This window comes from Luteolibacter sp. (genome assembly GCF_039920825.1).
Taxonomy (GTDB): Bacteria; Verrucomicrobiota; Verrucomicrobiia; order Verrucomicrobiales; family Akkermansiaceae; genus Luteolibacter.
Genome location: NZ_JBDSCX010000084.1, coordinates 33,446 through 49,130, shown reverse-complemented (window position 1 = coordinate 49,130; position 15,685 = coordinate 33,446). Strand labels below are relative to the sequence as shown.

Sequence of the window (15,685 nt, the reverse complement as noted above, 5' to 3'; positions counted from 1 at the left end):
GTCAATCCTCCCTGAAACCCATGAAAACCCTATCACTGATCTCGATGGCCGCGGCGTGCGGCCTGCTGGCGAATTGCAAATCCACAGTCGCGATGAGCAGCGGGGAACTGGCAACCGTCATGAAACAAAGTCCGCTGGGCGCGAAACGCGTTTCGGTTTCCGTTCAGATCAAATCACCCGGTGAAAAAGCGGTGAGCTTCCCCGCGAAGACGGTCCGGCTGGGCGAGGATTTCTGCATCCGTTCCACCCGCGAGTTCATCTATCCGGCGGCGTATGACCCGGCCGAATCCGCTGGCGGGAACGGCGCGGTCACACCGGCGACTCCCCGCGACTTCACAAAGTTCGATACCGGACTCACGCTGAATCTGAAGGCGGAAAGCAAGGGACAGGTGGTGATCCTCAGCGGTAAGGCGACCTATGTGAATTTCGACCGCTTCATCCCGATGGGTGGGGAAATCGGACGCCCGATTGTCAATGATCGGGGTGCCTTGATCACAGAAAACCGTGTCGAACTTCCGGCGATCCGCACCTATGAAACGCCGGTGTTTTACGGAGTGAAGCCGGGCGAATCCGGCACGTTTGAAATTGACCACCCGAAAAAAGGCACGCGCATGACGGTGACGGTCAAGGAGGTGAGGTGATGTCGCTTGTCCGACCGTTTCCTTGACGCGAGGAGAATCATGGATCAATTTATTTCCATGATTACCACCGTGACAGGAAAAAACCAGATTTCCATCCCGACAGCGTTGGCGAATGAGCTCGGCCTCAAGCCGGGAAGTCGGATCGACTGGAGTTTGTCCGATCAACCGGACCAACTGGTGTGCCGCATCCTGCCGGATCCCGCGACCGTTGCCGCCGGGCTGCGTGGTGCGGGCCGGAAGTATCTGAAAGCGGGCAAACCGCATCCCTTGAAAGCCTTGAGGGATGAGCGAAGCGCCGGGGACAAACAGCGTATGGATGTTTTGTAATGACCCATCTGCTGGATACCTCGGCCCTGCTCACCCATTATCTCGACGAATCGGGAGCGGAGGAATTGGACCAGTTGTTTGCAGGTGGTCCGTCCAGGATCGCAGTGAGCGTGATCACCTGGGTGGAGCTGGAACGGCGACTGGCGGAATTGGTGGATGACGTGAAGGAGCGGAACCGCGTCTTCCATCTCTACACCGAAGTGCTAACAAGCGCGGTGCCGGTGAGTGCCGATGTTGCGCGAGAGGCGATCCGTGTGCGGGCCGCCTGTCCGTCAAGGATCCCGATGGTGGATTGCCTGATCGCAGCAAGCGCGGTTAGCTTGGGACTGGTTCTCGTCCATCGCGACAAGCATATGGACGGCATCTCTAGCAAAAATCTGAAAGTGACGAGATTGCCGGAGAAGTGACGCGGAATTGCTTACTCATCTTCCCTTACCTCTTCAACAAAAGTGTAAGCCCATCCCATGTTTCAAATCCGGTGGGAACAATAGGTGAACGTAATCTTGGGTCAGCTAATCCCATCTCAAACAACGTGTGGCTTCCTCTGCCACAATTGCAGGGCGCGCAAGTAACTACGAGATTATCAAGTGTGTTCTCTCCCCCGAGGCTTCGCGCGAGGATGTGGTCCAAGTCAAGGTCTAGCGCTTGAAACGTAGCATGCTTGTCGACGTTTCGCGGCCCCCAACGTAATGCATCTGGATAGGCTTTTCGGAAAAGCAATTGGGCCTTCTGTTCGATGACGGGCACACCGCAGAATCTGCAAAAATAACCGTCTCGATTTACAACTTCAGTAGCTATCTGTTTGACTATTGTTCCAGATGCGCGCTGATCGGACGTGACCGAAGCTGGCTTTTCAGGATCATCCGTATATTTGAAGATTGAGTTTTTGATGTCTGCTGCAATCTGTTTTCCTCCCGAAAGTCTGTTTCCACCAAAAAGTGACTCGCTCCAATCAAAGATCACGGGCATGTCTGATTTTCTGATCAACGCTTTCGCACTCGTGTGATCTCCGCATTTATGAGCAAGCGCCGCTTGGTGCAGAAGCTCGGCAGCCTCGAAAAGTTCCGGGATCGGGGCAAGAAGATGATTACGTAGCATGGGTAGGTTTTTGTAATCGTTCTGATTCGCCTGTTTCCTGAATCCTAATCCTTCCGCGTCAGCTCCACGAACACATCCTCCAACGTCGCGACGTGGCGGAAGAGCGAGCGCAGCGGCCAGCCGTATTGGGCGGCGAGTTGGGCGATGCGTTCGCGCGAGTCGGTGCCGGAATCGACCCAGACGGTGTAGCGGGTCCAGTTGTCATCGAGTGGCTCGGGGGTGACTTTTTTGACTTTTTCCAACCGGTTGAGGGCGCCGGCGACAACTTCCGGGTCGGCTTGGATTTCCACCTGGATGCGGCCGGCGGCACGCATTTCGCCGATGAGATTGGCGGGGGTGTCGGCGGCCTTGATGACGCCGCCGTCGATGATGATCACGCGGTTGCAGATCATTTCCACTTCGGAAAGGATGTGGGTGGAGACTAGCACGGTGTGGGTCTCGGCGAGCTGGCGGATGAGCTGGCGGATCTGCCGGATTTGGTTCGGGTCCAGACCGTTGGTGGGTTCGTCGAGGATCAGCAGTTCGGGATCGTGGACGAGGGCATCGGCGAGGCCGACGCGCTGGCGGTAACCTTTGGAGAGGGTTTTGATCATCTTGCGGCGGACGCTTTCGAGCCCGCAGGTGTCGATGACGTCGCCGACCCGGCGGCGGCTGTCGCTGTTGCCGAGTCCCTTGAGCTGGGCGCGGAATTTCAGATATTCCTTCACGCGCATGTCTTCGTAGAGCGGGACGTTTTCCGGCATGTAGCCGATTTTCCGGCGGGCCTGGATGGACTGGCGGAAGATGTCGAAATCCGCGATGGTGGCGGTGCCGGACGTGGGTGGCAGGTAGCCGGTGAGCATGCGCAGCGTGGTCGTCTTACCCGCGCCGTTGGGGCCCAAAAACCCGACGATTTCTCCCTGTTTCACGGAAAAAGTGATGCCGCGGACCGCTTCGTGGCGGGCGTATCGTTTGGTGAGCTGATTGACTTCGATCATGATTCCTATGGGCCCGGCGTATGGGTGAAATTCACGCTTGTACGGTTGACGTGGCGTGGCGTGCCCTTTAATGAAGCCCCGTGCGTGGCGGGCCAAGCGGGAAATTCGCGGGCTCGCCACATCATTCTACCCATTTCTCATGAACTCTTCGGTTTCGGCGCGACACAACGCAGACTTGATGGAAGCAAAATATGCCCAGTGGTGCGAGGACCCGAAATCGGTCGATGCGACATGGGCGGCCTTTTTTGAAGGATTTGAATTGGGATCCGCGCAACTGAAGCGCAAAGACGAAGCACCTGCCGCCACCTCCGTGGTCTCGCATCCGGTCATGGACGGGGACACGGCATTTTACGGCCGGGTCACGAGCCTGATTTACAACTACCGGACGCTCGGCCACACGCAGGCCCACATCAATCCGCTGGAGGAAAGCCCCGAGCGGAATCCGCGGTTGCGCTTCGAGCAATTCGGACTCTCCGAAAGTGATCTCGACCGCGAGGTGTCCAACTCGTTTTTCCGCCACGGCGACAAGATGAAACTGCGCGACATGGTCGCCGGACTGGAAGCGACCTACTCTTCGAAGATCGGTTTCGAGTTCATGCACATCAACAACACGACCGTCCGCCATTGGATTCGCGAACGGATCGAAATGCATGCGCTGCGCTCGACCGCCACTCCGGAAAAGAAGCTCAACTGCCTTTGCTGGGTGCTCGAGTCGGAGGCATTTGAAAATTTCCTCGGCAAGCGTTTCCTCGGTGAAAAGCGTTTCTCTAACGAAGGTGGCGAGGGCGCGATGATCATCCTCAACGCCCTGCTCGAATCCTGCCCGTCCAATGGCGTGAAGGAAATCGAAATGGGCATGTCCCACCGCGGACGGATGAACGTGCTCGCTAATTTCGTTAGAAAGGCGCTCACCACGGTGCTCTACGAATTCACGCCGAACTACGAGCCCGGCCTCGTCGCGGGTGATGGCGATGTGAAATACCATCTCGGCTACGAGAGCGTCCGCGAACTGGCAGACGGAAAGGTCCGCATTAGTTTGGCGGCAAATCCCAGCCACCTTGAAGCCGTCAATTCCATCGTCGAGGGCAAGGCCCGCGCCCGCCAGCGGGTCCTCTCCGAGATCGACGGTGGTGAGATCGATCGCAACCAGGTGCTTCCGATCCTGCTTCATGGCGACGCCGCATTTGCCGGACAAGGCTCCGTCGCGGAGGTTCTCAATCTCTCCCAGCTCAAGGGCTATCGCACCGGAGGCACGATCCATCTCATCATCAACAACCAGATCGGATTCACCACCTCGCCGGCCGACGCGCGGTCATCCGACTACGCGACCGACATCGCGAAAATGATCGACGCGCCGATCCTCCACGTGAATGGCGAGGAGCCGATGGAGCTTTACTGGACCGCGATGTTCGCCCTCGAGTTCCGCCAGAAGTTCGGCCGCGACATCGTCATCGACATGTATTGCTACCGTCGCCAGGGCCACAACGAGGCGGACCAGGCGGCATTCACCCAGCCGATCGTCGCGAAGAAAATCGCGGAGCGCCCGACGTTCGGGAAAATTTACAAACAGCAGCTCATCAGCGAGGGCGTCATTCCCCAAGCCGATGTCGAGGAACTGGAAACCGCGATCTGGGGGCGCTTCGAGGCGGGCTATCAGAAAATGCTGCAGCTTCAGGAAGCCGGCGACCGGACCGCTTTCAGCGGATCGACCGGCGTCGTCCAGCAGCCGTATTCGCACGCTCCGGTTCCCACCGGCATCGACCGCGATATGCTGCAGAAAATCGGCAGTGTCCTCACGACGATTCCCGCAGGATTCAATCTGCACCCCACGTTGGAGAAACGTTTCATTCCGCGGCGCGTGGAAGCGCTTGCCAACGGCGGCCCGATCGATTGGGCGTTCGCCGAGTCGCTCGCATTCGGCTCGCTGCTGATGGAAGGCATTCCCGTCCGTCTATCCGGTCAGGATTGCCGCCGCGGAACGTTCTCCCAGCGTCATGCGGTTTTCTACGACTACGAGACTCGCGACCGCTACATTCCCTTGGAAAACCTCGATGGCGCGCAGGCGAAATTCTGCGTGCACAATTCATTTCTATCGGAATTCGCGGTGCTTGGCTTCGACTACGGCTACTCGCTTTCCTATCCGACGATGCTCACGCTGTGGGAAGCGCAGTTCGGCGATTTTGCGAACGGCGCGCAGGTCATCATCGACCAGTTCATTTCCTCCGCCGAGTCGAAGTGGCAGACTCCGACCGACCTCGTGATGCTGCTGCCGCACGGCTACGAAGGCATGGGCCCCGAGCACTCCAGCGCCCGCCTCGAACGTTTCCTCCAGCTTTGCGCGGAGAAAAACCTCGTCGTGGGAAACTTCACCACGCCCGCCCAATACTTCCACGCGCTGCGTCGCCAGAAGCACCGGGATTTCCGCAAGCCGCTCATTCTGATGACGCCCAAGAGCTTGCTCGGCCGTCCCGAAGCCGTCTCCCAGGATTTCGATTTCCTCGAAGGCACCTGCTTCCAGGAAATCCTGCCGGACACCAAAATCTTCGCGAACCCCGCGGATGTCAGCCGCGTCATTTTCTGCAGCGGCAAGGTTTATTACGACCTCATGGCCAAGCGCCAGGAAGACGGCATCGAAAATGCGGCCATTGTCCGCATCGAGCAGCTTTATCCCTTCCACGACGAGATGGTCCAGGCCATCATCAGCCAATATTCGAATGCCAACAGCTTCGTCTGGTGTCAGGAAGAGCCGCTTAACATGGGTGCCTGGTCCTACATTTTCCCGCGTCTCGAACAGGCCGTCGGCGCGAAAATCCACTATGCTGGCCGGGGGACTGCTTCCAGTCCCGCACCCGGCTCCAAGGCCATCCACTACCGCGAGCAAAAGGCTCTTCTCGTCCAGGCCTTCGAAGTCTAACATCGAATTCGTTTTCCCAACTCTCAACACGCCTCATCCATGTCACTCGACGTCAAAGTCCCCGCCGCCGGCGAATCCATCACTTCCGCCAATGTCGCCCGCTGGCACAAGAAGAACGGCGATTCCGTCGCCAAGGGAGAGATTCTCGTCACTCTTGAAACGGACAAGGTTTCCACCGAGCTCGAAGCCGCCACCGATGGCACGCTCGAGATCCTCGTCGGCGAAGGTGAGGAAGTTTCCATCGGCACCGTGATCGCCCGCATCTCGGGTGAAATCGCCGCCGCCGCTGCTGCCGCACCCGTGGCTGCCCCGGCACCCGTGGCCGCTCCTGCCGCAGCTTCCGGTGGAGTTATCGAACTCAAGGTCCCCGCCGCCGGCGAATCCATCACCTCCGCGAACGTCGCGCAATGGCGCAAGAAAGACGGCGAGCAAGTCACCCAGGGCGAAATCCTCGTCACGCTTGAAACCGACAAGGTCTCTAACGAACTGGAAGCGCCTGCTTCCGGGCGCTTGAAAATCCTCACCCCTGAAGGTGAGGAAGTTTCCATCGGGGCGATCATCGCCACCATCGATACCGGTGCCACGGCCGCTGCCGCTCCTGCGACTCCAGCCCCGCAGCCCCCCGCACCTGCTCCCGCGCAACCTGCTCCTGCGCAACCTGTTGTCCCGGCACCCGCGCCGGTTGTTTCCACTCCGGTCGCCGCTCCCGTTTCCGCGTCTGCGCCGGTTGCCGCTCCGGCTGCGGCTGCGGCCAAGCCTGATTTCACCGCTCCGATCACTCCGGTCGAGCGTGTTTCCACCGAAGCTGTTAGCGACGGCCGCACCACGCGCAGGAAGATGTCGATGCTGCGCCGCAAGATCGCGACGCACCTCGTCAACGCCCAGCAAACCGCGGCGATTCTAACGACTTTCAACGAGGTGGACATGACCGCCGTGATGGATCTCCGCAAGGCGGTCCAGGACGAGTTCATGAAAAAGCACGGTGTGAAGCTCGGCTTCATGTCGTTCTTCGTCAAAGCCGTCGCCCAGGCGCTCAAGGATGTGCCATCCGTCAACGGCCGCATCGACGGCACCGACATCATTGAAAACCATTTCTACGACATCGGCGTCGCCATCGGCACCGACAAGGGCCTGATGGTTCCCGTCCTCCGCGACACCGATAAGAAGTCCTTCGCCCAGATCGAAAAGGATATCCTCGACTACGCCAAGAAGGCCAAGGACGGGAAAATGACCATCGACGACCTCAACGGCGGCGTCTTCACCATTTCCAACGGGGGCACCTACGGTTCGCTGCTCAGCACACCAATCCTCAACCCGCCCCAAAGCGGCATCCTCGGCATGCACACCATCCAGCAGCGTCCCGTCGCGCTCAACGGTCAGGTCGTCATCCGTCCGATGATGTATCTCGCCCTCAGCTACGACCACCGCCTTGTTGATGGCAAGGAAGCCGTCACCTTCCTCATCCGCATCAAGGACTGCCTCGAAAGTCCGGCGCGGCTTCTGTTGGAAATGTGATCCTAACTGGAGCGCGGAATTTATTCCGCCCGCTTGTTCTTCACACAGCTCACATACACCCATGCGATCATTACCGCTTGCAATGGCAGCCTCACCCACAGGACCCACTCCGGAACGATCTTCCCGTTCAGTGGCACCTGATGGGTCAGCATCTGAACATTCGCCGGGAAAACCGCGACCAGCAGCGCGATCAAGCCCCACCCCGCCAGCTTCCGCCACTTCGGAAAGCAAATGCCGATGCCTCCTAACACTTCGGCCGCTCCGCTGAGATAGATGAGCCCCAGGTGCCATGGCAAATAATCCGGCATCATCGGCAGATAGGTCCCGGGCGAAATGAAATGGTTCACCCCGGCCACCGTGAAGAAGACTGCTAGAATGGCGATGGAAACTTTTCTAAACATGACTGTTTTACCCTAGTGCCGATTTTGCCAAGCGCAAAACGGGTTTGAAAATCGAGACGAACGAACCTCGCATCCCGGGGCGGACGAATAGATTGATAGGTCGCCGCGTGCGGTGACGCGCAATCGCACGGATCGTCTCCGATATCCGCAGGGGCGGATTCACCAGATCGCCATCACCGGAGAATCCGTTTCGTGAAAACGCCGGTCCTTGGTTAGGATCGGAACGCTATGTCCAAGACCGGTGGCCGCGATGATGCGGTCCGCCGGATCGCGGTGCTGCCAGTCGAGTCCGGCAGCCTCCAGCCAGATTTCCGGAGTCGTTTCAAGCAACCGCATCCAGGGAATTTCGGCGATTTCCGGAAGCCAGGTTCTGACGGAGGATTGCAATTCCAGTTTTCCGCGCAGCCTTTTGTCCTCCAACTCCCAAAGGCTGACTCCGCAAATCAACGCCTCACCTGAACCGCTTTCCCAACTTTTGAAACACTCCGCTGCCTGGGTTGAGAGGGAATCGGGCGCACTCAGCCACCACAGAAGGGCGTGGGTATCGACGACCGCCGTCATTTGGCGTCCTCCACCCAGATTTCGGAACCATCCGCATCCCAATCCTTGCTGGCGGCCATCAATTCGGATTCATCCGGGAGTTTTGACAGGCGCGCTTTCTCACGGAGCCGTGAAATGACTTCATTCACATTTGCCTTTGGCCTCAAAGCTTTGATTTCCAATACTTCCCGCCCCCGATCCGTGACGATCAACGTCTCGCCGGTCTCTTCCACCTGCCGGAAATACTCCAGCATTTTCCCTTTTAATTTTCCCTTGGGAACCACCATGGTAAATTTTGTAACCGTGGTCACGACCATGGTCAATGGAAATCATGAGAAGTCACCGCGTGGTCTGGATTCGTTCCTGCCAATGGGGCGACTGCGGTGACATAGACGGTGGGCTGGTCGCCACGGGAACGTTGCAAGCGGCCGGCGACTAACAAGAATGCCTCGGTCACGATGATTTGCCGGAAATGATGGAAGGTGTCTCTCGGAACGAACAGGTTTGCGATGCCGGTTTCGTCTTCCAGCGAGATGAAGCAGTGGCCTTTTGCCGTGCCAGGACGTTGTCGGCAAATCGCCATGCCGCCGACAACGACGGGAATGCCTCCCGGAAGATTTTGGAGATCGGACGCGCGTTGGATTTTCCGGCTGGCCACGGAGGTCCGCCAGAGTTTCATCGGGTGGGGGCCGGAACTCGCGTCTTGGACGGCGAAATCCGAGGTCAAGCGCTCGGCAAGAGTCATGGCCGGAATCATGTCGGGAAACGCGCCGGCAGATCCTTGAAACAAATCATCGTGGAGCGGCAGTTCCGCCTGCCACATCGCCTGCCGCCGATGGATGACTTGCGGCAGTTCGTTGAGAGCGCCGGCGCGGGCGAGCGAGCGACGTTCCTTTTCCCCGGGCTTCACGCGGCGAAGGAAATTTTCCAGCGATTCGAAATCATGTTTTTCTCGCTCTCTAACGATTCTCCGGATCGTCGCGGTGCCGAGATTTTTCAAACGGTTCAGACCGAGCCGGATCGTCCGGTCATCGATAACTTGTGTTAGTTCCGCGCTGTGGATGCAGCACACCGGGAGGATCCGCAGGCCGTGGTGCTTCGCGTCCTGCAGCAACGTGTTCACCGAATAGAATCCCATCGGCTGGTTGTTGATGAGGCCGGTGTAGAACTCGGCGGCATGGTTCACCTTCAGCCAGCATGACGCATAAGCAAGGTAGGCGAAGGAAATCGCGTGGCTCTCCGGAAACCCATAGAGCGCGAAATTGCCGGTGGCCTGGATAATTCTTTCCTGCACGACTTCATCGATGCCCTTCGCCGTCATCCGCTCGCGCAGCTTCGTGGTGGCCCGCTGCATCTTGATGTGGGATCGGTTGAACGAAATCGCCCGCCGCAGGTCATCCAGTTCCGCGCTGGTGAAGTCCGCCATCACCTTGGCGATGCTCAGCATTTGTTCCTGAAACAACGGCACACCGAGCGTGCGTTTGAGAATATCCTTACAGTCGTCGTGAATCCATTCAACAGTTTCCAGTTTTAGCCGCCGGTTCAGATAGGGATGCATCAGATCGCCGGTGATGGGGCCCGGCCGGATGATGGCGACCTCGATGGCGATATCGTAAAAATTTATTGGCTTGAGAATCGGCAGCGTCGCCATCTGCGCGCGGGACTCGACTTGAAACGTGCCGATGGTATCCGCCTCATGGAGCATCTTGTAAACCTTCGGATCATCCGCGGGAATCGTCGCCAGATCGAAGTCCTTGCCGCGGGTTTGGCAAATGGAGATCGATTCCTGCATCGCGGCGAGAATTCCAAGTCCTAACAAATCGATCTTCACGATGCCTAGTTCTTCGCAATCGTTCTTGTCCCATTGGACGATGGTTCTTTTGGGCATGGTGGCGGGTTGGATCGGAACCACCGCATCCAGCCGGTTATCGCAAATGATGATGCCGCCGGAATGCTGGCCGAGATGCCGCGGCATTCCCAACACGCCGTCATATAATTTGAACAAGGCGGGCAGTCGCGGGTGGGACGGCGGTAGCAGACTTGCCATCCGATTTTCAAATTCGGCCTCCCGTTCCGGTTTCTTTCCTTCCTCGGCGAAATGGCGGAAGCCGGAGCTTTCCTTAGAGAACCTGTCGGCGAGCGAAGCGGGAAATCCCAACACCTTCGACATCTCGCGAAATGCCGAGCGCGGCCGGTAGGTGATCACGTTCGCTGTCATCGCCGCACCCCGCGCGCCGTATTTGCCGAAGACGTATTGAATGACTTTTTCCCGCAGTTCGCCTGATGGAAAATCGATGTCGATGTCCGGCCACGATTCGGATTTCTCATTGAGAAAACGCTCAAACACCAGCTTGTAGCCGATGGGATCGACCTTGGTGATACCGAGGGAAAAGCAGACGATGGAATTAGCGGCGGATCCCCGGCCTTGGCAAAGCATGCCCTCTCCTTTGGCATATTTGACGAGGTCGTGGACGATGAGGAAATAGCCGGGGAAGCCGAGCTTGTCGATCAGCCGGATCTCGTCATCAAGCTGCCTGCCAACCTTTTGCGGCAAGTCGGTGCCATAGAATTTTCGCGCGCCAACATAAGCCAATTCGCGCAACATCTGCGTTTGCCCCGTTTTACTCATGGGCTTGCCATGCTCATCGGGGAAATCGGGAAACGAGTAACCGAGGTTTTCCAAAGTGAAACCGACCCGATCTGATAGGACTCGGGTGTTTCTGATGGCTTCCGGCAAGTCGGCGAAGAGATCCATCATTTCCGCCGGTGATCTCAGGTGGCGTTCGCCGTTCGGAGTGAGCAATCCACCGGCTTGATCCAGCGTCACGTGATGGCGGAGGCAGGTGAACGCATCGGCCAACATGCGGTCGGCGCGGGTGGCGTGCAGTGGCGCGTTGCTGGCCAGCAATGGAAGCCGCAGATGGGCTGCCAGATCGACGAGATAGCGGTTCAACCGCCCGTCATCCCGCAGCCGGTGGCGGTTGATTTCCACATACACGTTGTTGCTGCCGAAGGTGGTGATCAAGCTCTGGGCGGCGGCGAGGGCCGCGGATTTGTCGTCGCGCAACAGGGGACGGATGAGAGGACCGTCGCGATCCCCGGTTAGGGCGATGAGTCCGGAGTTTTTCAAATCACGGGCTTTCCCCGCACCCTCGAGATGCAGGTCGGTCAGGTGGCGGCTTAGGATCTGATAGGCGATTTGATCCGTGCAAAGTACGGGGAGATGCGAACCGTCCGGCAAATCAAGCGTCGCGCCGACGATGGCCCTGATGCCGGATTCTTTCGCGGCTTCATGCGCGCGGGCCGAGCCGCAAAAACCGCCGTGATCGGTGATGGCGATAGCGGAATAGCCGAGTGCCGCGGCACGCTTGACCATTTCATCCGGCGGACTGGAACCGCGAAGGAACGAGAAAGCGGAGCGGGCATGGAATTCACAAAACATGGCGGTCAGGTGTAGGCTCCTTCAAGCTGCCAGCGATCGGCGGAGTGATAGACCAGCCGGAGAATCGGTGCGCGGTCGATCCGGATGTCCCATTCGATCCGCCTCCAACTGCCGTCGGGATTCCACCCGCCTCCGGAGGTTGGAAAGGGGCCGAGCTGTTCCAGGATTTCACCGCAGTGAGGTCCTGTTAGCAGTGCCAGCGGCTTCGGGAAATCGTTGGCGTTCGCATCGAACGCCACGGCGACATTCAGGGGCGGTCGATAACGGCGGAGAGGAATGGAGTAACGGGGCGGCAGGGAATCCACGGCAACCGGTTTGGCATGGTTGGGTGCGCGCATTTCAAAAGTATCAGGCCGGTGGGATGGCAAAGGCACCGGGATGCCGACGCGGTTCTCTCCTAACAACGCTTCAAGCCGTGCCATCGTATCGGCCCAGAGTTCCGGTCGCGGTAACTGGCGGTTGGTCCAGTCGCTTTGGCGGGAAAGGGGGAATGCGGCGGTGGCGTTCAGTTCGACACCGGTCACCGGCGATTTCAAAACCAGTGATTCGGCAAACGTTTGGATGGGTTTCAAAAGCGCCGAAGGGTCGGTCAACGGCTCGGGCAGGTGGATTTCACGCCGCATCTCTCCTTCCTCGAGCTTCAAGCGGATTTCCAAAACCGACGCCGCGACATGGCGGGCGGCGAGGCGCGAGGACAGGACGTGCAGAAGCCGGTTGAAAATGAAAACCAGCGCTTCGCTCGAGTGGATCGCGTCATCGAAATCCATCGACTGTGCCAGCGATTCCGGCGGCCGGTATAATCTCAGCAGTCTGCGGTATTTCCCCGAAACCAAATCATGCCAATGACCCGCTAGTGAGCCGAACCGTTCCGCCAGATCCTGCCGTGGCAAACGACGGTAATCTTGCAGCGTGCGGATGCCTAGCAGCTCAAGCAGCGGCAAAAAGGCATCGCCGCCATCAAGCGTGCCGAGCAAGGACAACGGCAATCTGCCAAGTTCGTCCGTGGAAACGAAACGTCCGCGGGTGGATGGCTCCAGCACGGCGAGGCGTGCGAGATCCGGCGTTTCCGCAAGGGCATGGCAGGCCTCTTCACAGCAGGATGAAATCATTTCAAAATCCCCGGTGGCGCGCGCGGGTGTTGCTGATAGATCCAGCAGCAGGGTGTCCGGCGATACGATTTCCACATCGGGCGTGAAGCTGTCCGCGAAAACGATCAGCTCGGAAAGCATGGCCGCCTCGGTCTGTGGATGGCGTGATAGAATTTTCAAATCCGGGCAGCGCACCAGAGCGCGGGCCAGTGGCCAGCCGGCGAAGATCCCGGTGTGGCGTGCTGCGGAATTCAGCGCAAGCAATGGAATTTTTCCGTCATCGCGGCCTGTTGATTCACGGAGAATACCACAAGGACGTTCGCGCCACTCGGGCTGTTCGCGCAGCGCGGCGGCGATCGGAAGACCGGCGATGTGAAAGGCGGCGAACATGGCTCAAGTGACATGACGAAGTCGGTTAGGTTGCGCCACCAGGCGGCGGAGAATTTCACTTCTCGGCAAATCGAAATCCGCGAGCGTCAACCGGCTGGAAAGCGACATGCGGAAACTCGCGCAAGGAACCAGCGGAAAAGGAGCCAGCACCACGAGCCGGCAAGTGTTGGTTTCCGCAAGCTGCTTCAAGCGCCACCATGCCGATGCGGGAATCGTTTTAAGCGACGCCACCGGCAATCCGCACAGATCGAGCATGATGAAAGGGACATTGCCGTCGCGCACCAGAAGATCCGCGGCTTTAAGGAGCTCGGGCACTCTCCGGCAGCGCACCCATAGAAGCCGTGAGCAGGACGCGGAAGTGTGGGAGGCCGGATCGAAGGTATCGCCGCCGTCCACCAGCACGAATTTCGGAAACTCGGCCGCTTCTTCGGGATCCGCCAGCAGGCCGGCGATCCATAGCGAAAGTCCGCCACCTTGTCCGGTTGGCACGATTTCGGAAATGGCTCCCGCGGGGAAAGAGGAGATTTCAAATGGCCGTCCGGATGGCTCGCTGGAGGCATCCGGCAAGATCGCATGCCCGTGCGCCTGCGGAAATTTTTCCCGCAGTTGCCGCCGCAGATCCTCGATCGTGGGTGGAGTCACGCCGGGAATTTAACGGGATTCGGAAAGTGTTCAAGTGAACAAATTAGCTTTGGATTTTACCAAGGTGATCGTTGAGGATTTCCCAATTTCCCGATGCCTCGGATACCGCGAGCAAAATCACCGCGACCATCGGATTGGTGACGGAGACGGACATCCCCAGCGCTCCAGCCAGCCACAGACCGAGGGTGGAAAGGAGAATTGGGGTGGAAGTCGTTTGCAGATTGCCCAGGCGTTTGCGGATGGCGTCGTATTCCGGTTGCCGGGTGGCGAGTACTGCGTGGATGAGTTGCTTGGCGTAGGACCATTCCGAAGCGTCCTTGGGATCCGACATGTGTGTCATGGTGCGGACGGTAGGGGCCGGGACTTGCAGTTCACGGACGAGTTTTTCGCCGTAGTCGTTCCAAGTGCGGTGCTTGCGCCTGACTTGGACGAGGGAGGGAACCTGGCGGAGGAGGAAACGGATATCGATCCGAATTCCGTCAGCGGATGGAGTTTGGGATTCGAGCGAGGTCATGAGACCGCGCATTCTGGTTTTTCCGCGGCCTAACGAAAGCCCGGTTGACAAACCAAATTGTCACAACCGGGCAGGACCAAGGGCGTGGAAAAAGTGAAGAGCTTCGCGCTTGAATTTCTCACACCATTGGCAGGTGGGCCGAAGTCCCACCCTCCTTATGTTAGTCGCCCTTCTCCGAGTCCTTCACCTCGACGTCGTAGTCGCCCAGCGCCCATTGAATGCCCGCCAGGTAATGGCTGAGGATTTTCGGGTTCCAATACATCTCGTGGTTGTGGCCGATGGAGCAATAGAAGACGCGGCCCTTGCCCCAGTGTCTTGCCCACGCGACGCCGAAGTCGCCGTCGGTGCGCTTGATGCCGGCGCGCGTCATGTCGGTTTTTTCGGTATCCAGTCTCAGGAGCATGTGGACGGATTTGGAATTGTAAGGTTCCTTGAACTGATAGATTTCCTCGGGGAACTCGACGTTTTCGCCGTTGAACATGGCGGCGAGCGGGTGCTTTTCCTGGCCGGGCTCGACCTTGATGCTGACCTTGACGTCGGCGGTCCAAGGGTGGCCGTCAAACAGGCCGTTGATCATTTGGTTATACTCGGGCCATTCGTAGAAGGTGTCGGTGGCGGCGTGGATGCCGATGAAGCCGTGACCGGATTTGACGAAGGCCATGAGATTGGCCTTGAGGCGGATGTCCTTTTCGTCGGCGTCCTTTTTTTCCTCCTCTGAAAGTTTTTTCATTTCCTCGGGGCTGGGAGAAAAGACGTTTTGGGTGGTGCTGAGGAAGCAGACGGCGTCGAAGTTTTTCAAGGTATCGGCTTCGAAGTTGGCGAGGTCGTCACTGATGACGGTTTCGAAGGCTCCGGTCTTTTTGCCCATCTCGGTGAGGGCGATTTTGCCGGTGGCGATGGAGCCGTGGCGGAAGCCGTTGGTTTTCGAGAAGACGAGGAGTTTGCGCTCCTTCTTCGGAGTGGCGAAGGACTTGGCCGGAAGGGCGGCGGTGATTTTTTCAAGCGCTCCGGCGGGGGCGTCTTCGGCAGGCAGTGTCTGGGTGGCGGCGAATAGCGCCAAGGCGCTTGCCAGTCCGGTGGGGATGAAGGATTTCATGGTGTTTTTCAGGGGCGGGGACGCAATTTTGATGAAATCCCGTTGTCCGGCAAGCTCCGGTGTTGCGACATTCGAGATTCGGCGTGATTCGGTGTTGAGT

At 58.5% G+C, this 15,685-nt stretch carries 15 protein-coding genes; 5 read left to right on the top strand and 10 right to left on the bottom strand.

The features are described 5' to 3' along the window. The first annotated feature begins 20 nt into the window (after positions 1–20). From ABIQ96_RS24220 to ABIQ96_RS24210, 3 genes are read left to right on the top strand one after another with little or no spacing between them, the layout of a single operon-like run. Entirely contained in the window at positions 21–641 is a 621-nt protein-coding gene (locus ABIQ96_RS24220; RefSeq protein ID WP_348217238.1) for a hypothetical protein, read from the top strand. A gap of 57 nt (positions 642–698) precedes the next feature. Then, positions 699–968, top strand: coding sequence for an AbrB/MazE/SpoVT family DNA-binding domain-containing protein (locus ABIQ96_RS24215; protein ID WP_348217237.1), 270 nt, complete (start codon positions 699–701; stop codon positions 966–968). Beyond that, the gene (locus ABIQ96_RS24210; RefSeq protein ID WP_348217236.1) at positions 968–1,375 is read left to right on the top strand and encodes a type II toxin-antitoxin system VapC family toxin; all 408 of its coding nucleotides are present in this window, start codon (positions 968–970) and stop codon (positions 1,373–1,375) included. Before ABIQ96_RS24215 ends, ABIQ96_RS24210 begins: the two co-directional genes overlap by 1 nt. A gap of 25 nt (positions 1,376–1,400) precedes the next feature. On the opposite strand, the gene ABIQ96_RS24205 is transcribed toward ABIQ96_RS24210, so the two are convergent. Both ABIQ96_RS24205 and ABIQ96_RS24200 read right to left on the bottom strand, forming a co-directional pair. Continuing rightward, positions 1,401–2,066, bottom strand: a complete 666-nt coding sequence (locus tag ABIQ96_RS24205; RefSeq protein ID WP_348217235.1) for an HNH endonuclease — start codon at positions 2,064–2,066, stop codon at positions 1,401–1,403. Positions 2,067–2,110: 44 nt separating this feature from the next. After that, entirely contained in the window at positions 2,111–3,043 is a 933-nt protein-coding gene (locus ABIQ96_RS24200; protein ID WP_348217234.1) for an ABC transporter ATP-binding protein, read from the bottom strand. A gap of 139 nt (positions 3,044–3,182) precedes the next feature. Here ABIQ96_RS24200 and ABIQ96_RS24195 point away from each other — a divergent pair, with 139 nt between their 5' ends. Both ABIQ96_RS24195 and odhB read left to right on the top strand, forming a co-directional pair. Continuing rightward, entirely contained in the window at positions 3,183–5,957 is a 2,775-nt protein-coding gene (locus ABIQ96_RS24195; protein WP_348217233.1) for a 2-oxoglutarate dehydrogenase E1 component, read from the top strand. 39 nt (positions 5,958–5,996) lie between these two features. After that, the gene (gene odhB / locus ABIQ96_RS24190; RefSeq protein ID WP_348217232.1) at positions 5,997–7,472 is read left to right on the top strand and encodes a 2-oxoglutarate dehydrogenase complex dihydrolipoyllysine-residue succinyltransferase; all 1,476 of its coding nucleotides are present in this window, start codon (positions 5,997–5,999) and stop codon (positions 7,470–7,472) included. Between the two features lie 20 nt (positions 7,473–7,492). On the opposite strand, the gene ABIQ96_RS24185 is transcribed toward odhB, so the two are convergent. The 8 genes from ABIQ96_RS24185 to ABIQ96_RS24150 form a co-directional block, all read right to left on the bottom strand. After that, entirely contained in the window at positions 7,493–7,873 is a 381-nt protein-coding gene (locus tag ABIQ96_RS24185) for a hypothetical protein (protein ID WP_348217231.1), read from the bottom strand. A gap of 159 nt (positions 7,874–8,032) precedes the next feature. Further along, a complete protein-coding gene (locus tag ABIQ96_RS24180; RefSeq protein ID WP_348217230.1) occupies positions 8,033–8,434 on the bottom strand; it encodes a type II toxin-antitoxin system VapC family toxin in 402 nt (133 codons plus the stop codon). Beyond that, on the bottom strand, positions 8,431–8,724 hold the full coding sequence (locus ABIQ96_RS24175; protein WP_348217229.1) for a hypothetical protein: 294 nt from the start codon (positions 8,722–8,724) through the stop codon (positions 8,431–8,433). Before ABIQ96_RS24175 ends, ABIQ96_RS24180 begins: the two co-directional genes overlap by 4 nt. Positions 8,725–8,732: 8 nt before the next feature. Further along, positions 8,733–11,855, bottom strand: a complete 3,123-nt coding sequence (locus ABIQ96_RS24170) for an error-prone DNA polymerase (RefSeq protein WP_348217228.1) — start codon at positions 11,853–11,855, stop codon at positions 8,733–8,735. 5 nt (positions 11,856–11,860) lie between these two features. Then, positions 11,861–13,333: a DNA polymerase Y family protein gene (locus ABIQ96_RS24165; protein ID WP_348217227.1), complete on the bottom strand. Its 1,473-nt coding sequence runs from the start codon at positions 13,331–13,333 to the stop codon at positions 11,861–11,863. Between the two features lie 3 nt (positions 13,334–13,336). Beyond that, entirely contained in the window at positions 13,337–13,975 is a 639-nt protein-coding gene (locus tag ABIQ96_RS24160) for a hypothetical protein (RefSeq protein ID WP_348217226.1), read from the bottom strand. Positions 13,976–14,018: 43 nt separating this feature from the next. Then, entirely contained in the window at positions 14,019–14,489 is a 471-nt protein-coding gene (locus ABIQ96_RS24155) for a hypothetical protein (RefSeq protein WP_348217225.1), read from the bottom strand. Positions 14,490–14,649: 160 nt separating this feature from the next. Beyond that, positions 14,650–15,585, bottom strand: a complete 936-nt coding sequence (locus tag ABIQ96_RS24150; protein WP_348217224.1) for a ThuA domain-containing protein — start codon at positions 15,583–15,585, stop codon at positions 14,650–14,652. Positions 15,586–15,685: the final 100 nt, after the last annotated feature.